Source organism: Oribacterium sp. oral taxon 078 str. F0263 (assembly GCF_000469565.1).
Classification (GTDB): Bacteria; Bacillota; Clostridia; order Lachnospirales; family Lachnospiraceae; genus Oribacterium.
Map to the genome: position 1 here is coordinate 129,208 of NZ_KI273116.1, position 25,055 is coordinate 154,262.

Consider the following 25,055-nt stretch of genomic DNA (forward strand, 5'->3'; position numbering starts at 1 on the left):
CGACTATCAGAAGCGGGCAATTGAATTAACGATTGAGAAGCCGAAGATCGGTTTGTTTTTAGATATGGGCTTAGGTTAGCAAGACCGTCATCACGCTGACGGCGATCCAGGATCTCATGTATGACTACTTCAACATCACGAAGGTCCTGGTGATTGCACCACTGCGAGTGGCGGAGGACACCTGGAGCCGTGAGTCCGAGAAGTGGGACCACCTGAAGGACCTGCGGATCTCCAAGATCCTGGGCACCGCAGCGCAGAGGAAGGCAGCAGCCGAAGCAGAGGCTGACATCTACGTGATCAACCGCGAAAATGTGGTCTGGCTGGTGGAGAACTGCAAGCGCTGGGACTTCGACATGATCGTGATCGACGAGCTCTCGAGCTTCAAAAGCCCGCAGAGCAAACGCTTCCGGGCCCTTCGCAAAGTGATCGTCAAGAGCCCCCGCGTCATAGGCCTCACCGGTACGCCAAGCCCCAACAGTCTCATGGACCTGTGGGCGCAGGTGTACCTGCTGGATCGGGGTGAGCGCCTGGGCCGAACGCTTGGAGCGTATCGGGAGGAGTTCTTCCAGCCAGGCGCCCGCAACGGCTATATCGTCTACAAGTGGGACCTGAGGAAGGGCGCCCGGGAGGCGATCGAGAAGCGGATCAGCGACCTCTGTGTGAGCATGAGCGCGAAGGACTACCTGACGCTGCCGAAGAGGATTGACAACGTGATCCCGATCAAGCTGTCTGAGCAGGAGCTAGGACTCTACAAGACCCTGGAGAGCGAGCAGCTTCTCCATCTGTCCGAAGAGGATGATATCGTCGCCCTGAGTGCGGCGGCCGTCATGACGAAGCTCCTGCAGATCGCAAACGGCAGGGCCTACAACACGGAGGGAGAGCCAGTCGACATCCACCGGAAGAAGCTGGAAGCCCTCCAGGAGATCATCGAGGACACGGACAGCCCGGTCCTGGTCTTCTACTCCTTCCGGCATGATCTCGAAGCGATCCGGGGATCCATCCCGGAAGCCAGAGAGCTGGGGGGCCCGAAGGACATCAAAGACTGGAACGAAGGACGCGTCCGCATACTGCTGGCGCACCCGGCCAGCGTAGGCTACGGCCTGAACCTGCAGGACGGCGGCCACACGATCGTCTGGTACGGCCTGACCTGGAGTCTCGAGCTCTATCAGCAGGCCAATGCGAGACTATACCGGCAGGGCCAAGAGAAGCCGGTAATCATCCATCACCTCGTAGCGGAGGGAACCGTGGATGAGCAGGTAATGAAGGCCCTGGAAGCAAAAGACATGAGTCAGGCCGCACTGCTGGCGGCGCTCAAAGAAAGGAGGACCAAGTGAACGCAGAAGGCTATCCGGACCCAACGGCTGACAAGGCCGTCAGAAGAGGGGACAAAGAGCCGAAGCAGGTCAGCGAACTAATTCGAACGATCAAGGCCGCGGCGGCTCTGGCCGGTTACGAGATAACAAACAGGATCCATCTGAAGGATCAGAAAACTGGGAGGAGATACAGATGATCGGATATCTTAGCGGTCCAATAATGGGCAACCCCGACTACAAGAAGCAATTCGCATGGACGGCCAAGGAGCTCGTCCATATGGGCTACAACGTGATCAATCCTGCAGCCTTGCACCATGTCATTCCGATCGAAGCACTGAGCTATGAGGACATCATGGAGATCGATATGCTGATGCTCTCGAAGGCCGACTACCTGATACAGTTGCCGGGATGGGAAAGCAGCAAGGGCGCCAACAGGGAGCTTGGCTATGCCTTGGCCATGGGCAAGATCGTGATCTCCCTGGAGGCTCTGCTGAAGAATCCGATTCAGGCGATAAAGGAGGGAAGATCATGACAGACGGAAAGGTAATCTCTTTTTCTTTTGACAGGGGCCACGCGACTATCGTGCTGGACACCTTTTTCCCGGCCCGGGCGTCTCGACTCCGGAAGCTGCTCAAGATGATCAGGGAGGACGTGTCTCATCGCGATGCAATCCGGGAGGACATCGTCCGGCACTGCAGGGAGCGCGCAGCGGAATCGCTGGACCACGGAAAGGATTTAGCGGAAAAGTCGATAAAGTATTGGCGCGAGGCGTCCGGGCTTAAGCCGAAGATCAGCAGGCTCACGGATCAGGTTACATCGACGCAGCGGCATCTTGGGACTTTTCGCACTCGAGAGGGAGAGCGCAGCTGCCGAAAGCAGCTGAAGGAGCTGAAGGCGGAGCTGCGAGACACGAGACGAGTACAGCGCGACGCACTATCTTACTATCGGCATTACCATTGGCGGCTCAAAATGGCAGTAAGTCGTGCGGAAAAGCTGAAGCAGAATGCCGAGCTTGCAGCCTCTATGCTTGCATAGGGTATCGCTGCGACGCACGCAGAGGGAGGGCTCGGACCCATGGACTTACAAGATACTTATAACTACCTGATGCGGATCCGCAAGAAGGATTACGCCATCAAGCGGAAGCAGCTTCGGTGCGAGGAGCTGAGGAGCTGCCTGGGGGCCGGCGCGATCCAGTACGACAAGGATCGCGTCCAGACTTCTCCGACCGACAAGGTCAGCGAGATCATCGGCAAGGTCGTTGATTTAGAGGAGCAGATCGAGCAGCTGAAGCAGGAAAAGGCTCTCTTGATCATCGAGATCGGCGACGCCATCGAGCTGCTGCCGGATGACAACGAAAAGACGGTCCTGGCTGAGTTCTACATCGGCCGGGTGCCAATGGCGCAAGTGGCCAAGATTATCAATTACAGCGTCCGGAGGACGTACTACTTCCGGAAACAAGGAGTCCTACACTTGGGGATAGTACTGGAGGACATCTAAAAGTCGGCAAACATTGCAAAAATGAATGTGCTATTATGATAGTGTGAGACGTATGAGAGCAGGCGAAGGAGCACCTGCTCTCTTCTGCTATCCGCGAAATAGACGAATGAGCGAGGAGGTGAGGCCGTGCCAAGGGCGAAGAACGCGAAGGCGGACGAGGCCCTGGCTTTATACAGAGAGGGTCTCAAACTTGTGGAAATAGCAGCTAGGCTCGAAGTTCCGCAGGGCACTGTCCGCCGATGGAAATGCACCCAAGGCTGGGATGGCAAAAAGAGCGAACGTTCGAAACGAAAAAAGGCGAACGCTCGCAAACGTGGCGGGCAGCCGGGGAATCACAACGCCACTGGGGCGCCCCTGGGAAATAAGCGGGCAGAGAAGTACGGCTTTTTCGCCAGGTACTTGCCGGAGGAGACGTTGGAGGTCTTTACGGCAGTGGCCAAGGCGGACCCGCTGGATCTGCTCTGGCACAATATTCAACTACAGTACACGGCCATCATCCGAGCCCAGAAGATCGCCTATGTCAGGGATTGGCAGGATAAGACGATCGAGAGAGTCGAAGAGAAGGACGGGAACATCATAGGCGCGCGATGGGAGGTGCAGGAGGCCTGGGACAAGCAGGCCAACTTCATGAAGGCTCAGAGCCGCGCCATGGACTCCCTCCGGGGCCTAATCAAACAGTACACCGAGATGCTGCGGGAACGCGGCGCAACCGCCACCGAAGAGCAGAAGCTCCGGCTCGAGCTCCTGCGGGCTAAACTGGGCAGCGGTTCCGGTGAGATTAAGCGAGTGACAATCATCAATGACACCAAGCAGCGAGATCCGGATCAGTGACCTGATCATTCCAAAATTTTGGGGCGTGTTCAATGACGAAGAGCACACCCACAAGATCCTGACCTCTGGCCGAGCCGGGACGAAGTCCTCAGAGGCAGCGATCGAGACAGTCTTCAAGATCGTGCAGGGCGTCAACGGCTGCGCCGTCGTCATCCGTAAGCGGCACAACAAGCTCCGGAAGACTGTGTATAAGGAGATCAAGAGAGCGATCAAGAGGCTTAGCCTCGACGAGCGCCTCTTCAAGATCACCGTGAGCCCGATGGAGGTCACGTTCCTGGAAAACGGGAACACGATCTACTTCACAGGCTCCGATAATACTGACGACACCAAGGGCATCATCGACGAGAGCAAGCCGATCAGGCTGGTCATGATCGACGAGGTGAACGAGTTCTTCGAGCAGGGCGAAGGCGAGGACGAGCTTCAGAACATCGAAGCGACCTTCGTCAGGGGCAACGACGAGGGCTTTCAGATGCTCTACCTCTACAACCCGCCGAAAAACCCGAATGCGCCGGTCGTCCAGTGGACCCGCAAGATGGAGCAGCGCCCGGACACGATCCACGTCCATGTGGATTACAGAGACGTGCCGGAGGCCTGGATCGGCAAGAAGCTCCTAGAGTCGGCCGAGATCCTGAGACAGATCGACGAGCGCCAGTGGCGCTGGCTCTGGCTGGGGCTCTCGATCGGCGTGGACGAGCTGATCTACTACATGTTCGGCGGCAAGAACGTCGCCAGGACAAAGGAGGACGCCTTTCCGCTGATCGGCGTGGGCGTTGACTACGGCCAGCAGAACGCCACCACCTACCAGGCGGCTGGCCTCAACATGGCGAAACACCGATTGGAAGGCCTGGCAGAGTATTACCACAGCGGCAGGGAGTCCGGAACGCAGAAAAGCCCGAGCCGATATGCGGAGGACTTCGTCGCCTTCCTGGACGGCCTGCACGAAGCATACCGCTGCAGCAGCTTCTACGTCTTCATCGATCCGTCTGCTGCCGGTCTGGCCGAGGAGATCAAGCGGGCGATCCACGGCTGCGGTTACAGCGTCCGACTGCGGGACGCCCAGAACGATGTCGCCCTGGGGATCTCCAGGGTGCAGAAACTCCTCACCTTCGGGATGCTCACGGTCTCCCCGGAGCAGGAGAACGCTCGGAGAGAATTCGGGCTCTATGAATACGACAGGAAGAGCATTGAGCGAGGCCGGGAGAAGCCGGTCAAGGCGGAAGACCACTGCATGGACGCGATCCGCTACCTGGTGATGGGCCTTTGGCCGAAGCTGAAGTACTATCTCCCGGCGCAGGGTAAAGAGGAGGAGAACGAAGAAGCAGAAGGGACAATCTGACATGAATATCTTCACGTATTTCAAGAAGAAGGGCATCGACACGCTTGACCCCTCATTCTACAGCAAGATCACAATGTGGGACAGCTGGTACAGGTCGGACGTAAAGAAGTTCCACTGGTACCGCGTGTATAGAGGCGCATCCAATTACACACGCTGTCACCGCAAGAGCCTCGGCATGGCGAAGAAGCTCTGCGAGGATATCAGCGACCTGCTTCTCAACGAGAAGGTCAAAATTACAATTAAGGACCCCGTGACGGAGGCGTTTGTCAAAGGCGTGCTTGAGGAAGCGAACTTCACCGTGCAGGGGAATGAGTACCAGGAGAGGAAAGCAGCCTGCGGAACGGTGGCATATGTGCCGTATCTGACCAACATGATCATAGCGAAGGACGGCAGCGTAGTAAGCGCTGATGTCAAGCTGGACTATGTGGTGGCCAGAAACATATTCCCAACCGCCTGGGAGCGCTCGCGCATCACGGAATGCATCTTCGTGTTTGAGAAGACCTACAAGCGTAAGAAGTATGCACAGTTCCAGCACCACAAGAGGGAAAAGATGATCGGGGAAGACGGTGAGGACCTTGGCTTTCAGTATGTCATTGAAAACAGTGTCGTGCTTGCGTCAGATGGAGCCGGTAAGGAACTCACGCCGGCGCAGTGGGACGAGATCCCGTGCTTTTCAGGACTTGCTGAGAGAGTAGAGACTGGATCGGCCAAGCCTCAGTTTGTCATTGACAGACTGAACATCGTAAACAATGTGGATGAAGATGATACCAACCCGATGGGGGTGAGTATCTTCGCCAACAGTGTGGACGTACTGGCTAAGCTTGACCTGGAGTATGACAGCTACTCGAATGAGTTTACGCTGGGGCGCAAGCGCATCTTTGTCGCTCCTGAGATGCTGGCAGACGCAGACGGCTCGCAGGTTTTTGACCCGGACGACAGCGTCTTCTATCAGCTTCCTGAAGATTTCTTCAAAGAGTCCCACGAAGCAATGCATGAGGTCAATATGTCGCTGAGGGTACAGGAGCATGAGCAGGCTATCAACAATGACCTGAACCTTCTCAGCTTCAAGTGCGGCTTCGGTACGCAGTGCTATCGTTTTGAGAAGGGTGCAATCGTAACGGCCACCCAGGTCATCAGCGAGAACTCGGACATGTACCGAAATGTCAAAAAGCATGAGATCATTCTCAACCAGGCGCTGATCGACCTCATCCGTGCGATTATAAGGCTCGGCAGGACCGCAGGAATGACCGCACTGGTCGAGGACACTGACATCACGATAGACTTTGACGACTCGATCATCGTCGACAAGCAAACAGAGAGGCAGGAAGACCGCCAGGACGTGGCCATCGGCGTCATGGGCCTGCCTGAGTACCGCGCCAAGTGGTACGGGGAGACGGAAGAGGCTGCAGCTGCACGGCTCCCCGAGCAGAGCCCCGGCGTACTTTTCTGATAAATGGATGAGAGCTACCATAGCCTGCTCGCGGCAGGCGTAGAGAAGAAGTACAGAGAGCTGGAGCTTAGCATCATGAAGGACGTGGTGCGACGTATCCGGATGGCCGGTACAATCACCTCAGCAGCCGACTGGCAGATCCAGCGCCTGGTTATCTTGGGAAGTTCTTCAGAGGACATCAGGGCGCTGATTTCCGAGGCTGTGGATGGCAATGAGGAAATGGTCCGCCAGCTCTATGAAGAAGTAATCGCAAGAGAATATACCAGCCAGAAGGCCATCTATGAGGCCGTCGGAAAGGAGTTTATTCCGTACGAACAAAATGCTGAGCTCCGCCAGATAACCGATGCGCTGATCCGGCAGTCCACAGAGGAGCTCTACAACATCACTGGGTCGACCGGTTTCATGGTAGATCAGGGGGGCGGCAAGACGGTATATACGCCGCTGTCCGACATCTACAACAGCTATCTGGACGACGCCATCACGGGAATGGCCAGCGGAGCTTATGATTACAACACGCTAATCAGAAAAACGACCAACATGATGACGAAGTCAGGGCTTCGCACCGATCACGTATTCTGTGATACGCAGACAAGTTACGGCGTTGACTATGCCAGCGGCTGGCATAACCGCATCGATGTGGCCGTCAGACGCGCCCTGCTGACCGGCTTCAGCCAATTAGCCGGGAAAGTGACGGACAGGAACGCCCAGCAGCTTGGCACCACTCTCTTCGAGGTTTCCGCGCATGCGGCGGCCAGGCCTTCACACGCGGCATGGCAGGGGCGCGTCTGGACTAAGCAGCAGCTGACTGATGTCTGCGGGCTTGGGTCTGGAGGAGGTCTTTGCGGATGGAACTGCCATCATGGTTACTATGCATTCATCAAGGGCGTGAGCCAACGCAATTACACAGACTCAGAGCTTGAGGAAATGGCCGCAAGGGAGGCAGAACGGCGGAGTTACAGGGGCAAGGATTATAACGCCTACGAAGCGACCCAGAAGCAAAGACAAATGGAGACGGCCCTGCGGGCAAAGCGCGAGAAGGTGCAGCTGCTCCGGCAGGCTGGGGCTGAGCATGACGCCATAGTAGAGGCACAATGCAGGTATCAGGCTCAGCTCGAAGAGTATCGAAGCTTCAGCCGCTGCATGCAGTTGGAAGAGCAGATGGAGAGAGTCTACACCGGAAGAACTCCGGGAAGAATCTCGCCGAGTCCTCAGGCTTTCGCAAGGTGGCAGACCGAGCAGATTAACAAAGAAAAGGAGCGGCAGGAAAATCGCAGGCGCCAAGACATGGAGGCAGCGCAGAGGGCGGCCGATCACAAGAAGTGGCTCAAAGACATCGGGGCGACGAGCACGACTTTAGATACCCTTGACAAGTACAAGGAGGCAAAGCACAATAAAGCCGAGGAGTATCAGCTCCTCCGCGGATATGGCCGAGCGGTCGAGAAGGGTGACATCAACTCCTTGGTCGGCTTTGAGCAGTATCAAAAGACGGCAGCGGATGTGCAGGAACGCGTCGTAGGTTGTACGACATCCGACGGAGTAAGAATAGATTCCTATGCACTTCACTTCATCGACCGAGTGATAGGGCAGACGGCTGAGCCGCATGAAGGTATGCGAGAGGCCACAACCATCGAAGCTGTGAACGAGGCACTGGCGAAGCCCGAGAAGATTACAGAGAGGATAATGGCTGACGGGGATGTGCGAAGAACGTACCGAGGAGAAAAAGCGAACGTAACTATCAGCGTGAGGGACCACCGTCTGATCCAGGCAAACCCGAGAGGAGGCAAAAAATGATAATTGAGGAGAAAGATAAGACCTTCTTGCTTAAGAACCTTGATAAGGCGGCAGCGCTTATCGAAGCAGATGACGTAGAAGGCCTGCTCGACGAGATCGACGGCTTTATGACAGAGAAAGGCTACGGCCCGAAAAACTTCGAAGAGCTCAACGAGTTAGGTCGAGAAGCCGAGCAAATACTCGACCGCATTTATTATAATAATTAAGAACCACCAAGCTGGAAGCAGCGAGGTGGTTTTTTCGTGCCCAAAATCAGAAAGAAGGACCAAAAGCATGTATCAGCTATTCAACGGCGACTGTCTGCTGCAGCTTAACAACATCCCGGACGGGAGCATCGACATGGTGCTAACAGATCCGCCATACAGCTCCGGCGGGCTCTTCGCCGGAAGCAGAAAACAGGATACAAGAACAAAGTATTGCGATACAGAACACAATGGCGCTGCGCGTTTCCAGAACTTTTCCGGCGATAACATGGATCAGAGAAGCTTCACTGCTTTCTGCCGTGAAGTTTTCACGACTCTCAGGTCAAAGGTCAAGGAGGGGGGGATCCTGGGGACTTTTATTGATTGGAGAAATCTGCCAGCGATGACAGACGCTCTGCAGATGGCTGGTTTCATCTGGCTCGGCATCGTGGTCTGGGACAAGAGAACAAGCAGGCCAACTCCAGAACGCTTCAGAAACGACTGTGAGTATCTCGTATGGGGGTCAAACGGTCCAAGGTCGGCCCCGATGGTAAAAGGATGCAAGGTCGCTGCTGGATGCTACAGCATCCCAGGGGTCCAGTCGAAAGATAAGCATCATCAAACGGAAAAGCCGGTGGAATTGTTGGAGAACTTGCTGCGGTTGGTGCCAGAAGGCGGCACCGTATTGGATCCATTCATGGGATCTGGCAGCACCGGAGTCGCTTGCATGCATATGGGGCTTGATTTCTACGGCATAGAGCTCGACCCTGGGTACTTTCAAGTGTCAAAGAAAAGAATTGAGGAGGCAGAGTTTTGATTGAGGTACACCTTGACAGACACATCATCACAGTGAAAGGGCATGCATCACGGCCAGAAGGGGCAAAGCCCGGCCAGAACATCGTGTGCGCGGCTGTCTCAGCTCTGACGCTTACCTTGATCAGCGGACTGGAAGACATCGCGCAGGATCGCATCGCCTACTCGGCGGAGACAGGTGACGTTGTGATTGAGTGGGATACGATCAGCGACATCGGCTCCTCGCTAATCAGCACTTGGTTCCTCGGTATTCTGCGGATTCAAGATGCGTATGGCGAAATACTGATAATTTGAGCGCCCTCGCGGTACTTTTAATTATGGCCGACGGGCCTAAAGCGGAGAATGTTCACGCACATTAACAAAAGCGGAGGGAAAAACAACATGAAGAAGAAAATCTTCGACTTACAGCTCTTTGATGACGGCGGCGAGGGCAGCTCTGGTGCACAGGGCGGAAACGCTGGGGAAGGCAACGGAGGCCAGAACTCCGGAGGAAACGGAAACCGATCCGGAGGCTTTAGCTTTGCACAGGCTGAAGAGATCGCAAATGCAAGAGCTCAGAGGGCGGAAAAAGCTGCACTCAGCAGCTACTTCAAGCAGCAGGGCATGAGCGAGACCGAGATCGAGCAGGCTATCGCAGACTTTAAAGCCAATAGAGCCAGGAGTCAGCCAAACGTAGCAGCAATCGAGAAGGAAAGAGATGACGCCAGAGCAGAGCTCCAGGCAATGAAACATCAGTCGACTCTTCGCTCGAAGGGCGTCCGCGATGAGGACCTTGACTATGTTCAGTTTAAGGTGGGCGTCATGATGAAGAATGACGACAAACTCGACTTTGAAAAAGCTGTCACTAAGTTCCTGAAGGACAACCCTCGCTTCACATCGACCGGATCCTACAGAGTCAGGACCGGACCGGATGGCTCACAGGGCAGTGGAGCAGGCGCTGACGGGAACACAAGCATCAACGACGCCATCCGCAGAGCTGCGGGTTACCGAATATAAGGAGGAAAATGATGAAAAAGCGTTTCATTTTTGATTTACAGATCTTTGACGCCGCCACAGGTATCGACAGAAGTGGAGCCGAGGCGCTCATTCCTGAGGAGCGCGCCCGTGAAATCATCCAGGGCACCGTCGAGCAGTCTGCCGCTTTATCCATGGGTCGTCGCCTGGCGAACATGACTGCAAAGCAGACCAAGCTTCCGGTTCTCGACTCTCTTCCGGTCGCCTACTTTGTCGACGGAGACTCCGGCCAGAAGAAAACAGCAAACCTGGCATGGGCCAAGAAGACGATCCACGCCGAAGAGATCGCCGTCATCATTCCGATCCCTGAGGCAGTGCTCGACGATTCTGAGTACGACATCTGGGGAGAGGTAAGGCCTCGCGTCCAGGAGGCCTTCGGCAAGGTCATTGACGAGGCCATCCTCTTCGGTACCGGCAAGCCCACCAACTGGAGAGCCGGACTGGTTCCTTCCGTTCCTGCCGGAGCCAAGGTATCCCTCGCGACTACTCCGGACCTCTTTAACGCTCTCCTCGCTGAGGGAGGCACCATCTCCGCGGTAGAAGAGTCCGGCTACTTTGTATCTGGTCACGTGGCGGATATCTCCATGAGAGCAAAACTCCGCGGCCTCAAGGACAATGACGGAAGACCGCTCTTCCTGAACTCCATCCAGAACGCCGGTAACTACAGCCTGGACGGCTCTGCGATCCAGTTCCCTCGCAACGGTGCCTTTGACAAGACTAAGGCGCTCATGATCTCCGGCGACTTCACTCAGCTGGTTTACAGCATCCGCCAGGACATCACCTTCAAGCTCTTCACTGAGGGCGTGGTCCAGAACACGGACGGCACCATCGCGTACAACCTCATGCAGAACGACATGGTCGCTCTTCGTGCCGTCATGAGGCTCGGCTGGGAGATCCCGAATCCTGTCACCGGACTGAAGGGCAAGTCCGAAGCCGCCTCCCGCTTCCCGTTTGCGATTCTCACCGCCTAAGGTCTGAAGGGAGGGCAGCCTGATGTACGTCACTTACGAATACTTCAAGGCCGCCTTCGGTGAGACGATCCCGGAGGCGGCTTTCCCCGTCGCTGAGGCAAAGGCGGAGGCGCACATCAGCTACTTCACCTGCATCAACGGGGACATCTTCGCAAAGCCAGACGTCGACCGCGTTAAACTGGCTGTCTGTGCAGCTGCGGAGGTGATCTACTACAACAGCCTGGCGTCCAGCGGCCAAGGAGCGGCCAAGGGCGTCAAGAGCGAAAGTAATGACGGCTACAGCGTCACCTACGTTGCAGAGGTGCAGGATGGGCAGACGGCTGAGGAAGCGCTTCGAAAGAAGGTCTACGAGGCGGCCAGGCTCTACCTGCTGCCGACTGGATGGCTTCGGCGCAGGGTCAAGACGGGAGGATGCTGCAATGAATGTGCAGGTGAAGATTACTGTCTTTAACAGACGACTGGGATCAGATCGCCGGGATATGTTCTTCCCTTGCAGCGTCGCAAGCGCCTCTTACTTCGAGGGCAAGAGCTCCAGCCACGACACGGGAGGAAACCGCAGCGAGAAGCTGAGCTACAAGCTGCGGATCCCGTATAACGCGATCGCACAAGACGGCCGTACCTATGTCAGTGCGGCGGCTTATAAGCTGCTGACAGCGGACGAGGCGATGCGGCACTGGACCATCCAGAAAGGCGACATCGTGCTGACACAAGAGACGGCCCTGGCAGGACCGATCGATGAAGCGGCCCTGCAAGCCCTGATCCGCTCTTCCTGCCGCGATGCGATCACGGTCACGGAGTACGCGGACAACACTATCCGAGGCACTGACACCGTCAAACACTGGCGGATCGGAGGTGAATGATGGCATTTAAGGAGATAACGACGCCCGCGGGCAGTATCATCGAAGGGCCAAACGGACAGGCCAGACTCGTCTGGAACGAGTCCTATGCTCCGAGGATGAACAAGTTGCTCAGCGAGAAGCAGAAGATCATCGACAGCGAGGTCCTAAGGCTCTGCAGCTCGATGGTCCCGCTGCGGACTGGCACTTTGGAGAAGTCCGGCATTCTTGGCACAGTGATCGGCTCCGGAGAGGTCAAATACATCGCGCCCTACGCCCGTCACCAGTACTACAGCACCGCCCGGTCCAGAAGCTATGACTCCCGGCGCGGCGGCATGTGGTTTGAGCGTATGAAAACGGCCAATAAATCGGCCATATTGAAATTGATCGGAGGAGGCAATGGTTAAGTCAATCATCGAAGGCGTCAGCGCCTGGATGCTCCAGTGCCCAATCCTGAGAGACGGCCCGCTCCGCGTCGATGCCATGGGTGATCAGCCCACGGAGTATGCGATCGAAACCGGCATCTACACGCCGGTGATCGAGAACTACATCGACGGCTCCAGCGATCGCCGCTTCCAGTTCAGTTTCGGCAGCCGCGAGTATTACAGCATGGACCGGATCCAGAACATCACCAACAGTACTTTCTATGAGGATCTGGCAGATTGGATCGACAGAAAGAATAAGGCGGGGGAACTTCCGGAGCTGCCGGAAGGCTGCCATCCGGAGAGCATCACCACCCTATCGCCGGGCTACATGTTCGACGAGACGGGCAAGAACGCCCGCTACCAGATACAAATAGAACTAACCTACCACAAGGAGGCATAGCCATGAAGAAGTTCAACCTTCAGCTCTTTGGCGAGAGCAGAACTGCCCTGCTTCGTAACGCAATCGCGGACTACATCAAAGTCGGCGCAGCGTTCGAGCTCATGGGCACCGGCTTCACGTCCCTCAATGAATCGCCCAGCGCTCAGACGGACAGCGAGACCTACATCAACGAGACCACGAGTTCGACGGATATCACCAGCTACGAAACCGAGTTTTCCTACGAGTCCAGACTGATCCCTTCCCAAAAGGCGATCTACATGCTCTACAAGGACGGCAGAGATCACGCAACCGGAGACGCAGCGGTTCACACCTACGTCCGCGTCGATTTGTTCAACCCGATCGGCGCGGTGTCCGAGACCTCTGCGGCATACACTGCGAGACAGTTCACAGTGTCCAACGAGGTCAGCGACATTGAGGGCGACGGCGGCGAGAAGATCAGCGTGAGCGGTACGCTCCACGCAGTTGGCAACCCGATCCAGGGCAAGTTCGACACCGTCAGCAAGACCTTCACCGCGGGAGACTTCAGCGGAAAATACGACACCTAAGTCGCGTACAGAATCGCAAATACTGGCGCCATGCGACTGCACTGCAGGGATTGGCCAGAGTGTCAGCGGGTAACGGTGTACCTGCTGACACTTTTAATATAGGCACCGACCAGAGGAGAACAAAACAATGATAGAAATCAACGGCATCAAACTCGAGGCGGACTTCATGGACGCCGATTTCATCGGACAGTATGAGGATGCGACTCGACATCTCCAGCAGCATGCGCTGGCGCAGAAGGTCAAGCACTACGACAGCCTGAAGGAGGGCTACCTTGAGCAGATCAAAGTGGTCAACCTGTACTTCAACGAGATCTTCGGGGAAGGAACTGCGGACAAGATCTTCGCAGGCAAGGAGAAGAACCTCATGGCGCACCTCCAAGCCGTGGCGACTTTGACAGACTGGGGCAACGCTGAGAAGAAGAGGCTCAACGACTTCACCAACAAGTACACCCAGCGCCAGGCAGCACAGGTACAGCGGCAGAAGGCACAGATGGCTGGCCTCGTCTTCCACGGTAAGAAATGAACCTCCTGATCGACGGCCTGCCTGACAGCATTGAGATTGAAGGTCGGATGATCCCGATCAAGACGAGCTTCCGCACTGGCATCCTCTTCGAGCAGATGATCCTAGACCAATCTATGGATGATCTGGAGAAGATCGAGACGATGCTGGGGCTCTATATCCCAGGGCAGAGTCTCAACACCGAGGCAGCGATCATGGAAGCTGTGGAGAAGATCACCTGGTTCTATAGGTGCGGCGCAGATCCGGACGAGACGATCGGAGGCGACGGCCCGGAAGAAGTCCAGCCTTTTAACTACGAGATTGATGCCGACTACATTTATGCAGCGTTCCGGCAGGCGTACAACATCGACCTGGCTGAGAACGAGCTCCACTGGTGGCAGTTTCGGGCGCTGTTCAAATCACTGCCGGAGACGACGCAGTTCATGAAAATCATTGGCTTCAGAACGGTCAAGATCTCCAACAAGTTCAGCAAAGAGCAGAAGCAGTACTACGAGAGAATGAAGCGGCTGTACAAGCTGCCGGAATCTAAAAACAGACAGCAGCTCGAGAGTGACCTGGCGACCATACTGATGAACGGCGGCAGCCCTGCCGCATTACTCGATCAATAAGGAGCTCGCGGTCATGTTTAATCTGACACTATTCGGATCCGACGGCACACTGACCTTTGACACCTCGCTGGACACCAGCGGGATGAAAAAGGGCGCCAGCGGTCTGGGCGACATAGCTAAGAACGCCCTGGGCGTGTTCGCCGGCAATATGATGACAAAAGCCGTGGAAGGCGTCGCTGCACTAGGTAAGGAAGCGCTCAGCAGCGGCATGAACTTCGAGGCGGCCAGTGCCAAAACAAAAACACTTTTCACCGGAACAGATGCAGAGTTCCGGCAGCTGCAGCAGACCATGCTCGACGTTTCGACGGCGTCCGGACTGTCTGCTGATTCCATCGCGGAGGCGGCCTACTCTGCAGAGTCCGCCGGTGTATCGGCCGGGAATCTTGGCACGATGCTGGACTCCTCCAGCAAGTTGGCGGCGGCCGGCTTCACGGACATGGACACAGCCCTCTCGGCAACGGCTAAGACGATGAACGCCTACGGCATGTCCGGCGAGGAAGACATCGGCAAGGTTCAGAAAGTTCTGATGCAGACCCAGAACCTCGGCATCACCACCGTCGGCGAGCTCGGCAGCAGCCTGGCACAGGTAACGCCTACAGCTGCCGCCTTCGGTGTCAGCTTCGAGCAGGTCGGCGCTTCTCTGGCAGTCATGACTGCACAAGGTACACCGACAGCTCAGGCAACCACACAACTCAACGGTCTGATCGCAGAGCTGGGCAAGAGCGGAACGCTTGCGGCCAACAATCTCACGAAGGCGGCCGAGGGCTCCAAGTATGCGGGCATGAGCTTCGGCGAGATGATGGACGCGGGCGCCACTCTCGACGAAGTCCTGGCCATGATGCAGGGCGAAGCGGATAAGAACGGCAAGAGCATGGTCGACATGTTCAGCTCGATCGAGGCCGGCAAGGCCGCCCTGGCCATTGCGTCGGAAGGCGGCGAGACCTTCCGGAAGGATCTGCAGGGCATGAGCACCGACTCGGATGTCGTGGGCAAAGCATACGCCACCGTCAGTGATACGCTCAAGTTCAAGAGCCAGCAGATCAAGACGTCCATGAGCAACATCGCGACGTCTCTTTTCCAGATGGCCTCCGGCCCGCTCGCAAAAGCCGCGGACGGCGCTTCGAGCGCGCTGGCGAAGATCTCAAAGGGCCTGAGCGAAAACGGCCTCCAGGGCGTCGCTGACGCAATGCTGGGCATGATGAACAAGGCCGCCGATAGCATCGCAAACTTCGACTGGGCGGGAGCCGCTCGGAAGATTGTAGACGGTATAACCACATTTATCGACGGCGACGGTGTGGGTAAGTTCTTGACGTCGGCAGGCAAAATGATTCAGGGTCTGGCCTCTGGACTGGCGACAGCGTTGCCGGTTCTTATGCCTGCGCTGGTGAAGCTCACCGCCTACATTCTGACTTCACTGATCAAGTTCCTGCCGCAGCTCGTGACTGCCGGCCTCACCCTGATCAAAGGCCTCGCCCAGGGCTTCCTCGAAGCGCTGCCGGACATCTGGAATGCACTGGCCAGTATCATCACCGAGTGGATGAAATTCGAGGCCAATTTCTACGGCCAACTCGGGCAGTTCATCGCCGAGGTCTGGAGCAAGTTCGTCGAATGGGGCCGCGGTGTGATCGACCGCGTCGGCTCTGCTATGAGCAGTACGCTGCAGACTGCTGTCTCGTGGCTGTCTCAGCTCCCCGGGAAGACCTGGACCTGGCTGGTCAACACTGTCACTCGACTGATCCAATGGGGTCAGAACATGGTTCAGAATGCCAGCACGGCCATGAACAACATGCTCAGCACGATCATCTCGTGGGTATCTCAGCTTCCTGAGAAGGTCTGGATGTGGCTGGTTGGCACCGTCACTCGGCTGATCCAATGGGGCCAGAACATGGTGCAGCACGCCAGCGCAGCCATGAGCAGTATGCTCAGCACAATCATCTCGTGGGTGCAGCAACTTCCCGGGAAGGTCGGGGTATGGCTGGCCAACACCGTCGCTCGACTGATCCAATGGGGTCAGAACATGGTGCAGCACGCCAGTGCAGCCATGAGCAACATGCTCCACACGATCATTTCGTGGGTGCAGCAGCTCCCTGAGAAGGTCTGGACATGGCTGGCCAACACAGCTCAGAAGGTCGTGAGCTGGGGCGCTGATCTGGCCGTGAAGGGCACAGCAGCAGCCAAGGGCCTCTTCGACGCGATCGTCAACGGCGTTAAAAGCCTGCCGGAGAAGATGGCCGAAATCGGCAAAAACATCGTCACCGGCATCTGGAACGGCATCAGCTCCGGCTGGAACTGGCTTAAGAACAAAGTGGCAGATCTGGCTGACTCCCTCCTGGATGCTGCTAAGGACGCGCTGGACATCAACAGCCCGTCGAAAGAATTCGAGAAGGGCGTTGGCCGCTGGATTCCGGCAGGAATTTCCCGAGGCGTCATTAGAGCCATGCCAGGAAATCTGAAGATGATGAAGCAGCAGGCCGCTAGAATGGTCGAGGAGATGCAGGCATCGGTCAAGGCCAGCGCCGGAGATCTCACGCTCAACGCCAACGCGGCGACAGGAGCGGCGGCCCTTGCTTCGGGCGGCACGATCATCAACAACGACAACCATGTGGAGCAGACCAACACGTACAACACTCCGGTGGCCACACCGTCCGAGACGGCAAAGGCGCAGCGTGAGGCAGTGCGCAAGCTCGTAGGAGGTGTCCAGTAATGACCAAAAACACTATCGCAATTGAGCTGGCCTGCAACGGCAAGGTGCTCCGCCTGGGGCCGGGTGAAGACATCGACATCACCAAGATCACCGGCCTGGAGTCCTCCGAGCTGGAGATCTCGACGTCGAATACCGCTCTGGTGGATGGCGTCAGCGTCGACGGCAAGAAGATCAAGCCACGCCCGATCCACATCGAGGCCAGCTTCAAAAGTAACAGAAACAACCCGCAGAACAGGGCCAAGCTGATCCAATTCTTCAACCCGAAGTACACCGGCAAGGCTACGATCACCAACATGGGCATCAGCCGCAATATTGAGTACGAGCTCGAGGGCTGGACCTTCAAGCAGACACCGAACTGGGACGTGAAGCTCGGGATTCTGGTGGACCTCATCTGCCCGGATCCATACATGCTGAGCGTCGACAACTTCGGCAAGAATATGGCCAGCATCTCCCCGCTCTTCGCGTTCCCGTGGAGAGTTTTAGAGAAGAGAGCCATCAGAAAACTGGACTACCCAGAGAAAGCCCGCGGCATGATGCTGGGAGGCTTCACAATGGGCTACAGAACGCTGCACAAGGAAGTCGTCCTCGCCAATGACGGCGATGTCTCCACCGGCGTCCAGATCCAGTTCGTCGCGACTCGCGGTGACGTTATGAACCCGAAGATCACCAACACACAGACCGGTCAGTATATGCGCGTCAACATAGCCATGCAGCAGGGTGACGTACTCCTGATCGACACCAACGACAGGCACCAGGTCATCACGCTGAACGGGGTGAACTGTTACCAGCGCATTGACCGCAGAAGCGAGCCGTTCCAGCTGGCAGTAGGTGACAACTATCTCAAATACGATGCCGACAAAAACTACACGAACCTGGACGTCAATCTGTTTTACACACCGAAGTATCTGGGAGTATAGCTTATGAATCTCATAATTCTGGACGAAAACTTCGAGACGCTGGGCGTCGTCAGCGTTTTCAACACACTCCTCTGGACCCGGCGCTACTACGACGCCGGCGTTTTCGAGCTGCATGCTCCTGCTGATTTCTTCGGATTGATGAACACGGGGCGTTACCTCTACCGGAATGACCGGAAGGAGCTCGGCGTGATCCGCGAGGTCAAATTCGCAAGAAACGACAAGGGAGCCGGAACGGCCTACTGCAAGGGCTACTTCGCCGAGTCGCTACTGAATAATCGCGTCATCAACACGTCGGTCAACATGACCGGCACACCGGAAGCGATCAGCAGGGCACTGATCCAGAAGTACCTGATCAGTCCATCAGACTCTGACAGGAGGTTCCCGCAGATCGTCCTAGGGGCCAGTGCTGGGCTCGGTTCCGGCATCACAGTCGAGTCGACCGGCGGCGACCTCGGGTCGAAGCTGTACGAGATCGAAAAGACTCAGGAACTGAGCCACAGACTGGTCTACGACTACCTGACCAACACCCTCGTCTTCGAGGTATGGCAGGGCAAGGATCGCGCCGACAGTCAGACAGCCAACAGTTGGGCCATTTTCGCCGACAGCTACTACAACATCAAAAACGCCATCTACGACCGAGACGAGGGCAGCTACAGGAACTACGCCTACGTCGCCGGAGAAGGAGAGGGCGCCGCGCGGAGCATCGTTGAGGTGGATATCCGGGGGAGTGCTGCAGAGGAGCGCCGGGAGCTCTACGTCGACGCGAGAGACCTGCAGAGCACCTGGCAGGACGACAGCGGGGCAGAGCATAGATACACAGCCGCACAATACAGGGCCATGCTCAGACAGCGCGGACTGGAAAAGCTCGCAGAATACGAGAAGGTCGAGACAGTCAACAGCGACGTCGACCCGGAGGCGAACCTGGTCTACATGACGGACTTCGACCTAGGCGATCTCTGCACCTATCGCTACACGGAGGTGGGCATCGAAACGACCAAGAGGATCACAGAGGTTCAGGAGGTCTATGAAGGCAGCAAGAAGACGCTGAGTGTGACCTTCGGAGCTGGTGCGGCCACATCCATCACCAAGATCATCAAAAGGGAGGCAAGCTAAAAAATGGCTATGAGATACGGATATTTTGACTCTGAGATTACCGGAGTCGACTCCGAGGGCATGCCGATCTTCGACAGGGCCGAAACGTCGGAGCTCTTCAGGCTCCTCTTTGCGAAGCTCCTGACCAATGGAGTTCTGGCCAAGCCGGCCAATACCTTCCAGGTCACAGCGGCAGAGTCCGGCCTCGCCGTTGTAATAGCGCCAGGCTTCGGCCTGATCAACGGCGCTTTCGCCTACGATGCTGTCGCAGAGACGATCCCGCTCGAAACGGCACCGACGGCCTACAGCCGCATCGACCGCGTCGTGCTTCGCTGCAACTACCTGGACCGCCGCTGCGAAATCATCGTCAAGACGGGAACGCCAGCATCTTCTCCGGTGGCTCCTGAGCTCCTGCAGCCCGCCAGTGGTGACTACTATGAGCTCGGACTGGCCACGGTCAAGATCGGCGTGAACCAAACGGCGATCAGCCAGAGCGTGATCACGGACACAAGAGCAGACAGCTCTGTCTGTGGCTACATCACTCAGTTCATCGACTCCATTGACACCTCGGCATTCTATGCACAGTTCAACGCGTTTTATAAGGAGTTCGTGGATAAGTCAAACCTCAGTTATGACACGTTCAACATGATGGCCAACACAGCGTACAGTACGTTCACTGCTGCCATCGACGACTACACCAAGGATCTCCGGGCACGGGGTGAGGCGAGCTTCACTGAAGTGAATGAAAATCTCAAAGAGTTCCAGCGCACGAGTCAGAGCGCTTTCAATGCCTGGTTCGCAGGCGTCCAGGGTCTACTCGACAGGGATGTGGCCGGCCACCTGATCAATGAGATCAACGCTCTGAAGGACATTATCGCAAACTATGGCGGCGCAGGCGTCCACAACAGCATCTACAGAGGCAAGAATCTGGGAACCATTCTCAGCACAGAGCAAGCCGCAGCGATCAGCACCGGAACCTTCGATGGCATGTACATCGGAGACTACTGGACGATCGGCGGCGTGATCTATCGCATCGCAGCCTTCGACTACTATCTGCAGACCGGAGACACTGCCTGTACGAAGCACCACGTCACACTGGTGCCCGACAAGTCTCTCTACTACGCTCTGATGAACTCCTCACACACCACCGTCGGCGCATACGTCGGCAGCGAGATGTACACGGCGCGCTTGGACGCAGCAAAGAGTACGATCAGCGCGGCTTTCGGCTCTCACGTGCTGAGCCATCGTCAGCTTCTGAAAAACAAAGCCACCAATGGCTGCGAGACCGGCAGCTCCTGGTATGACAGCACAGTCGAGCTCATGACGGAGCAGAACGTCTACGGCGGCAAAATTTTCGCGAACTGCACACAGGGAACAAGCTTCGCGAATCAGCACACTATCGACAAGTCCCAGTACCCGCTCTTTGCGCTGGATCCAACTAAGATCCATGACAGAGGCGGTTATTGGCTCCGCGATGTGGCAAACGCGGCAACCTTCGCTTTCGTGACCACTGTCGGTAACGCAGGCAGCAACGGTGCCGGTAACTCTGGAGGAGTCCGCCCGGCCTTCTCAATTTTTTAAGCGTCATAGAGATTAAAACGTGTCAATGTCAAAAGGTCCATAGAAGAGGAGGAATAACACTATGATATTCGACAGCAAGGTTTACGCAGGGCTGCAGATCATCGACCAGGTGCCGAAGATCCGCAGCCTCCACAAAGTGGTCGCCGCTTGCACGGGGGAACGCACACCAAAGGAAGAGGAGGTAACGGACTAATGATTCCAGCAATACAGACCATCATCACCGCGCTGATCTCTGCGGTCTTCTCCAGCGGTCTCCTGAGCATCGTGTTGTACAAGATCCAGCGAAGAGACAAGCTGAGAGACGAGGCGAAGAGCAACGACAGCGCGCTTGCCAAGATGCTCCTCGGACTGGGACATGACAAGCTGCTCTACCTAACAGATAAATTCATGAGGCGCGGCGCCATCACCCTCAAAGAGAAGACTAATCTCAACTACTTATACGTGCCCTACAGAGCACTCGGAGGCAATGGGGACTGCGAGACCGGATTTAACGAGTGCCAGAAGCTCCCGATCATCGGAGACGACGAGGCGGAAGAGCGGGACGCGGCCATCAAGAGAAAGGATTACGGCATCGAAAAATGAAAATGACTGACAAAACCTACGACACGCTGAAGTTCATCGCGCAGATTGCCCTGCCCGCAGCGGGCACGTTCTACTTCGCTCTGGCCACTATCTGGGGCCTGCCTTATGGCGAGCAGATCGTCGGAACCATCACTGCGGCGGATGCCTTTCTGGGGGCGCTTCTCGGCATCAGCACAGCCCAGCATAACAAAGAGCTTTAAAAACCTCTGACAGAGGTGGAATTATTCAATGAGGAGGTAGAAAACGAAGTGACAAAGACAGAGAAGGCCGTGACCTGGGCCGTCGGCATCGCGAACGACGACAGCCATGGCTATGATCAGGGAGCCAACAGATGGAAGCAGGACTACGACTGCAGTGCGCTGGTGATCCAGGCATGGGAGCAGGCAGGCGTCCCGGTAAAGACTGCTGGCGCAACCTACACGGGCAACATGAAGAAGATCTTTTTGGCGAACGGCTTCGCCGACGTGACGAAGAGCGTGAACTTGACAACCGGCGCGGGCCTCCAGCGTGGCGACGTCCTGCTGAAAGAGGCGCGCCACACGGCCATGAGCATCGGTTCCGGCCAGATCGTGCAGGCGTCTATCAACGAAAAGGGCGGCGCCACTGGCGGCCGGGTCGGCGATCAGACGGGCCGTGAGATCTGGACCCGCAGCTACTACAATTACACGGGAGGCTGGGACTGCATCCTCCGCTACACCGGAGACCCGGCTACCACGGGGAAGACCCTGGACGAACTGGCCCGGGAAGTCCTGGCAGGCAAGTGGGGCAGCGGCGACGCGAGGAAGCAGGCCCTCACGGCTGCGGGCTACGACTACAAGGCCGTGCAGACCAGAGTCAATGCCCTGCTGAAGGGCGGCACCACAGCAGTCAAGCCAGCCGTCACCTACACACCGGGACAAACCTGCACGGTGAACATCTCTCTCAACGTCCGCACGGGACCGGGGACGAACTACCGCAAAAAGAAGCACAGCGAACTCACGGCCAGCGGGCAGCAGGCCGACAGTACGCGCACCGGTGTCATGGATCCGGGTACGAAAGTGACCTGCAAAGAGATACAGCTGGATGGCGAGAACATCTGGATCAGAACACCATCCGGCTGGCTGGCCGCTTACTACAATGGCAAGCAGTACATCAACTAGGGAGGAGCGCAGGATCGCCCTGATCAGCCTCCTAACGATCACTGCAGAACTGGCCGAGCTCCTGCTTCTGGTATCGCTGATACCGTGGGATTTTATGGACATCTAAATGCGAAAATGCAGATAAGACAAAGCCCCAGGAACCGAAGTTCTTGGGGCTTTGTCTACATTACGCTGCAATTCGTAGTACGATATACGGGCCAAAAACAATGGGCTGGTGGAATGGCAACGTGTTCGAGTACCGCCTCGCTTGCTCCATTCATAAAAAAGCAAGGAAATCCGCCGGAAATGGCTTCCTTCCTTGCTTTTTTCATGCTTTTCAGCTTTCGTTTTTGCCGCCTCCGGCGCAGCATACGCCACATTTATCATAAAAATCTTGTCACGAATCTTGTCACGAAATCAGTGTACTCGCTCCCTATCGGACTTCGTCCTATAAACGCCCCGAATTCCACAAAATTTCTTTTCCCTGAAAATACCCTTGCTGCCGTTCCCCTGTCAAGCAATAATTCCCTTTGATTTGGAAAACTACTCAGCATCCCGACATAAGCCGCCTAAGGACCTTTTCCTTGTCCTCCTGCCAGCTATATCCCGGATATGCTCCAGGCAATTTTTAGAAAGCAGATAAGATCCCCGCCGGATCCCCCTCCAAGCTGCAGCTTGGTCGTCACAGTTAAGTATCTCGCTTATGCTCTTGATCTAAGAATCGCAATCAGTCCGTCTTGCAGCACTTTCGAAAAATTGATTCCGGCTTCTTCGGCTTCTTCGGAAAGCCACTGCGGAAGGGTGCAATTTTTCTTTACGGATTGATTGCGAACTTGAGCCTTGTACTTAGGCAAATTCAGGTCAACATATGTCACCTCTCCGTCTGAAAAAGCAAACTCTTCATCATCTGCCTTTTCTTTTGCCAACATCTTTGCTTGTTCCGCTGTCGACATTTTCGGCAGTGCTTCCTTCCGGTCATCAAATTCAAGGCATGCAAGCCCGATATAATCCCTTGCCATTTCGATTGCATTAGCAAGAGAAGTCCCCTCTGTCATTCCATCAAAATCAGGAACATAAACCAAATAGGTATCCCCGTCTTTTTTGATAATAACCGGATAAACTATATTCGTTTCAGCCATTTGCCATCTCCTCCTATGATCTCAAAATGAAGCAAGGGTCGGGGTTTTTATAAGCCCCATTTCTTGATAATGTGTCTTGCGAGCCGCTCATTCACTTCTCTGTGCCTCGGAACTTCTTCCGTATCACTTCCTCTGACATACTTATCATGATCATGTCCATGCTCTTTGAACTGAAAGCCCGCCGACTCTAAGCTTTTTAATCAAATCTCTTTGCTTCATCCTCATCCTCCTCACAGCCATCTTATGCGTATTGTCAATGGCCTTTTCGAAGAATCCCAGAAAAAAGAACGGCGCCGATCCGACGCCGTCCGACAAAACCTACAGTTTCAATTCTACCAGGACAAAACAAACATGGGGGTATTTTTTTCAGTTCCCCTCATTGAGGGATTTCATAGCTTCGCAGCACTCCGATCCCAGCTTCCATCCTCATTCAGAAGATATCCGTCCGGTGATCTCTGACTCTTCAGCATCCTTCCCTGGGTACCATCCGAAGCCGTATGGAAATAATACCACTTGCCGTCAATCTGCTGCCATCCGATGAGCATCGCGCCCCTGGTTCCGTCAGAAACAGGATTCAGATAATACCATTCTCCATTTCCGTCGCTTATCCAGTTATAGCGCACGGCGCCGGAGCTGTCCATAAAATACCAGCGTCCGTCGACATTCGCCCAGCCCGTCATCATCTCTCCCTGAGGTGATATACTAACGTTGTAACACCAGTGGCTTAATGAGTATAATAAGCTTAGTAAAGGAGCAAATCATTATGTCACGAAAGTATGAACCAGAATTTAAGCGTAATATAATGGGTCAGTTTTCAAGACAAAAATCTAAGATTTTTATAATGAACTGATATCCATGATTATGGGAGTGTGGATAACTCCCGCGTCACTGATGATCATGCCGCACTCTTGGCTGCCTCATAGAGCATTGCCGGATAGTATACCGAAGCCGGCGTGACATCTCCGATTGCTGAGTGGCATCGCTCAAAGTTATAGTTGTGGATGTAGCTGCTAATGGCGGCCCGGGCTTCCTTGATGTTGTGCCATTCCGTCAGGTAGGCTTCTTCATACTTGAAGGACCGGAACCACCGCTCAATCCTGATGTTGTCAGCCCAGCGGCTCTTGCCATCCATGCTCTGGCGTACATGGTTCTCCTTGAGAAATTCTTTGTACTCCTGGCTGGTGAACTGGCAGCCCTGATCTGAGTTCAGAATCTCTGGCTTGGCCACGCGGAACGCCTTCTTGCAGGCCTCGATACAGGCTCTGGTGTCCAGCGTGTCATCCGGTTCCCATCCGACGATACAGCGGCTGTGCCAGTCAATGATGGCTGTCAGATACAGGAATCCGTGCTTCATCGGCAGGTCAAAGATCAGGATAAGGAAATTCGTCGT

The 25,055-nt window shown here is 55.7% G+C and carries 32 protein-coding genes; 29 read left to right on the forward strand and 3 right to left on the reverse strand.

From position 1 onward, the window contains the following. Positions 1–116 precede the first annotated feature (116 nt). The 29 genes from HMPREF1986_RS06525 (at position 117) to HMPREF1986_RS12605 (ending at position 22,547) form a co-directional block, all read left to right on the forward strand. Positions 117–1,334 carry a DEAD/DEAH box helicase gene (locus tag HMPREF1986_RS06525; protein WP_021774021.1) on the forward strand — a complete coding sequence of 406 codons (1,218 nt, stop codon included), beginning with the start codon at positions 117–119 and terminating at the stop codon, positions 1,332–1,334. After that, a complete protein-coding gene (locus HMPREF1986_RS06530) occupies positions 1,331–1,510 on the forward strand; it encodes a hypothetical protein (RefSeq protein WP_021774022.1) in 180 nt (59 codons plus the stop codon). Before HMPREF1986_RS06525 ends, HMPREF1986_RS06530 begins: the two co-directional genes overlap by 4 nt. Beyond that, a complete protein-coding gene (locus tag HMPREF1986_RS06535; RefSeq protein WP_021774023.1) occupies positions 1,507–1,845 on the forward strand; it encodes a DUF1937 family protein in 339 nt (112 codons plus the stop codon). Before HMPREF1986_RS06530 ends, HMPREF1986_RS06535 begins: the two co-directional genes overlap by 4 nt. Next, positions 1,842–2,348 carry a hypothetical protein gene (locus HMPREF1986_RS06540; RefSeq protein ID WP_021774024.1) on the forward strand — a complete coding sequence of 169 codons (507 nt, stop codon included), beginning with the start codon at positions 1,842–1,844 and terminating at the stop codon, positions 2,346–2,348. The genes HMPREF1986_RS06535 and HMPREF1986_RS06540 overlap by 4 nt, the downstream gene beginning before the upstream one ends. A gap of 39 nt (positions 2,349–2,387) precedes the next feature. Then, positions 2,388–2,810 carry a DUF1492 domain-containing protein gene (locus HMPREF1986_RS06545; RefSeq protein WP_021774025.1) on the forward strand — a complete coding sequence of 141 codons (423 nt, stop codon included), beginning with the start codon at positions 2,388–2,390 and terminating at the stop codon, positions 2,808–2,810. Positions 2,811–2,936: 126 nt separating this feature from the next. Further along, positions 2,937–3,641: a phage terminase small subunit gene (gene terS, locus HMPREF1986_RS06550; protein ID WP_021774026.1), complete on the forward strand. Its 705-nt coding sequence runs from the start codon at positions 2,937–2,939 to the stop codon at positions 3,639–3,641. Then, positions 3,610–4,977 carry a PBSX family phage terminase large subunit gene (locus tag HMPREF1986_RS06555; protein ID WP_021774027.1) on the forward strand — a complete coding sequence of 456 codons (1,368 nt, stop codon included), beginning with the start codon at positions 3,610–3,612 and terminating at the stop codon, positions 4,975–4,977. The genes terS and HMPREF1986_RS06555 overlap by 32 nt, the downstream gene beginning before the upstream one ends. Position 4,978: 1 nt before the next feature. Continuing rightward, positions 4,979–6,427, forward strand: coding sequence for a phage portal protein (locus tag HMPREF1986_RS06560; protein WP_021774028.1), 1,449 nt, complete (start codon positions 4,979–4,981; stop codon positions 6,425–6,427). 3 nt (positions 6,428–6,430) lie between these two features. Continuing rightward, positions 6,431–8,218: a phage minor capsid protein gene (locus tag HMPREF1986_RS06565; RefSeq protein ID WP_021774029.1), complete on the forward strand. Its 1,788-nt coding sequence runs from the start codon at positions 6,431–6,433 to the stop codon at positions 8,216–8,218. Then, entirely contained in the window at positions 8,215–8,424 is a 210-nt protein-coding gene (locus HMPREF1986_RS06570) for a hypothetical protein (protein WP_021774030.1), read from the forward strand. The genes HMPREF1986_RS06565 and HMPREF1986_RS06570 overlap by 4 nt, the downstream gene beginning before the upstream one ends. 67 nt (positions 8,425–8,491) lie before the next feature. Next, positions 8,492–9,217, forward strand: a complete 726-nt coding sequence (locus HMPREF1986_RS06575) for a DNA-methyltransferase (RefSeq protein ID WP_021774031.1) — start codon at positions 8,492–8,494, stop codon at positions 9,215–9,217. Next, on the forward strand, positions 9,214–9,507 hold the full coding sequence (locus HMPREF1986_RS06580) for a ribosomal-processing cysteine protease Prp (RefSeq protein ID WP_021774032.1): 294 nt from the start codon (positions 9,214–9,216) through the stop codon (positions 9,505–9,507). Before HMPREF1986_RS06575 ends, HMPREF1986_RS06580 begins: the two co-directional genes overlap by 4 nt. A gap of 87 nt (positions 9,508–9,594) precedes the next feature. Next, positions 9,595–10,209 (forward strand): hypothetical protein, encoded by a 615-nt coding sequence (locus HMPREF1986_RS06585; protein ID WP_036599651.1) that lies wholly within the window; start codon positions 9,595–9,597, stop codon positions 10,207–10,209. Between the two features lie 8 nt (positions 10,210–10,217). Continuing rightward, the gene (locus HMPREF1986_RS06590; protein WP_021774034.1) at positions 10,218–11,198 is read left to right on the forward strand and encodes a phage major capsid protein; all 981 of its coding nucleotides are present in this window, start codon (positions 10,218–10,220) and stop codon (positions 11,196–11,198) included. A 22-nt stretch (positions 11,199–11,220) separates the two neighbouring features. Further along, on the forward strand, positions 11,221–11,649 hold the full coding sequence (locus HMPREF1986_RS06595; protein ID WP_021774035.1) for a hypothetical protein: 429 nt from the start codon (positions 11,221–11,223) through the stop codon (positions 11,647–11,649). Continuing rightward, entirely contained in the window at positions 11,618–12,058 is a 441-nt protein-coding gene (locus HMPREF1986_RS06600) for a hypothetical protein (RefSeq protein ID WP_036599587.1), read from the forward strand. The genes HMPREF1986_RS06595 and HMPREF1986_RS06600 overlap by 32 nt, the downstream gene beginning before the upstream one ends. Beyond that, positions 12,055–12,441, forward strand: coding sequence for a hypothetical protein (locus HMPREF1986_RS06605; protein WP_021774037.1), 387 nt, complete (start codon positions 12,055–12,057; stop codon positions 12,439–12,441). The genes HMPREF1986_RS06600 and HMPREF1986_RS06605 overlap by 4 nt, the downstream gene beginning before the upstream one ends. Then, on the forward strand, positions 12,434–12,859 hold the full coding sequence (locus tag HMPREF1986_RS06610) for a hypothetical protein (RefSeq protein ID WP_021774038.1): 426 nt from the start codon (positions 12,434–12,436) through the stop codon (positions 12,857–12,859). The genes HMPREF1986_RS06605 and HMPREF1986_RS06610 overlap by 8 nt, the downstream gene beginning before the upstream one ends. Positions 12,860–12,861: 2 nt before the next feature. Then, positions 12,862–13,404, forward strand: a complete 543-nt coding sequence (locus HMPREF1986_RS06615) for a hypothetical protein (protein ID WP_021774039.1) — start codon at positions 12,862–12,864, stop codon at positions 13,402–13,404. Between the two features lie 127 nt (positions 13,405–13,531). Next, a complete protein-coding gene (locus tag HMPREF1986_RS06620; protein WP_021774040.1) occupies positions 13,532–13,927 on the forward strand; it encodes a DUF6673 family protein in 396 nt (131 codons plus the stop codon). Beyond that, on the forward strand, positions 13,924–14,532 hold the full coding sequence (locus HMPREF1986_RS06625) for a bacteriophage Gp15 family protein (protein ID WP_021774041.1): 609 nt from the start codon (positions 13,924–13,926) through the stop codon (positions 14,530–14,532). The genes HMPREF1986_RS06620 and HMPREF1986_RS06625 overlap by 4 nt, the downstream gene beginning before the upstream one ends. A gap of 13 nt (positions 14,533–14,545) precedes the next feature. Further along, positions 14,546–17,236, forward strand: a complete 2,691-nt coding sequence (locus tag HMPREF1986_RS06630) for a phage tail tape measure protein (RefSeq protein WP_021774042.1) — start codon at positions 14,546–14,548, stop codon at positions 17,234–17,236. Beyond that, positions 17,236–18,153: a phage distal tail protein gene (locus HMPREF1986_RS12595; protein WP_021774043.1), complete on the forward strand. Its 918-nt coding sequence runs from the start codon at positions 17,236–17,238 to the stop codon at positions 18,151–18,153. The genes HMPREF1986_RS06630 and HMPREF1986_RS12595 overlap by 1 nt, the downstream gene beginning before the upstream one ends. A gap of 3 nt (positions 18,154–18,156) precedes the next feature. Continuing rightward, positions 18,157–19,266, forward strand: a complete 1,110-nt coding sequence (locus tag HMPREF1986_RS06640) for a siphovirus ReqiPepy6 Gp37-like family protein (RefSeq protein ID WP_021774044.1) — start codon at positions 18,157–18,159, stop codon at positions 19,264–19,266. A 3-nt stretch (positions 19,267–19,269) separates the two neighbouring features. Further along, positions 19,270–20,826, forward strand: coding sequence for a hypothetical protein (locus HMPREF1986_RS12600; RefSeq protein WP_021774045.1), 1,557 nt, complete (start codon positions 19,270–19,272; stop codon positions 20,824–20,826). A gap of 61 nt (positions 20,827–20,887) precedes the next feature. Next, positions 20,888–21,019, forward strand: coding sequence for a hypothetical protein (locus tag HMPREF1986_RS13635; protein WP_021774046.1), 132 nt, complete (start codon positions 20,888–20,890; stop codon positions 21,017–21,019). After that, the gene (locus HMPREF1986_RS06650; protein ID WP_021774047.1) at positions 21,019–21,408 is read left to right on the forward strand and encodes a hypothetical protein; all 390 of its coding nucleotides are present in this window, start codon (positions 21,019–21,021) and stop codon (positions 21,406–21,408) included. Before HMPREF1986_RS13635 ends, HMPREF1986_RS06650 begins: the two co-directional genes overlap by 1 nt. Then, positions 21,405–21,608, forward strand: a complete 204-nt coding sequence (locus HMPREF1986_RS06655) for a phage holin (protein WP_021774048.1) — start codon at positions 21,405–21,407, stop codon at positions 21,606–21,608. The genes HMPREF1986_RS06650 and HMPREF1986_RS06655 overlap by 4 nt, the downstream gene beginning before the upstream one ends. Positions 21,609–21,656: 48 nt before the next feature. Continuing rightward, positions 21,657–22,547, forward strand: coding sequence for an NlpC/P60 family protein (locus tag HMPREF1986_RS12605; RefSeq protein ID WP_051273888.1), 891 nt, complete (start codon positions 21,657–21,659; stop codon positions 22,545–22,547). 680 nt (positions 22,548–23,227) lie between these two features. Here the strand turns inward: HMPREF1986_RS12605 and HMPREF1986_RS06670 are convergent. The 3 genes from HMPREF1986_RS06670 to HMPREF1986_RS06680 form a co-directional block, all read right to left on the reverse strand. Next, the gene (locus HMPREF1986_RS06670) at positions 23,228–23,665 is read right to left on the reverse strand and encodes a type II toxin-antitoxin system HicB family antitoxin (RefSeq protein WP_021774051.1); all 438 of its coding nucleotides are present in this window, start codon (positions 23,663–23,665) and stop codon (positions 23,228–23,230) included. 389 nt (positions 23,666–24,054) lie between these two features. Continuing rightward, positions 24,055–24,345 carry a hypothetical protein gene (locus tag HMPREF1986_RS06675; protein WP_051273889.1) on the reverse strand — a complete coding sequence of 97 codons (291 nt, stop codon included), beginning with the start codon at positions 24,343–24,345 and terminating at the stop codon, positions 24,055–24,057. A gap of 215 nt (positions 24,346–24,560) precedes the next feature. Beyond that, on the reverse strand, positions 24,561–25,055 hold a 495-nt coding region (locus HMPREF1986_RS06680; protein WP_021774055.1), incomplete at its 5' end, for a DDE-type integrase/transposase/recombinase.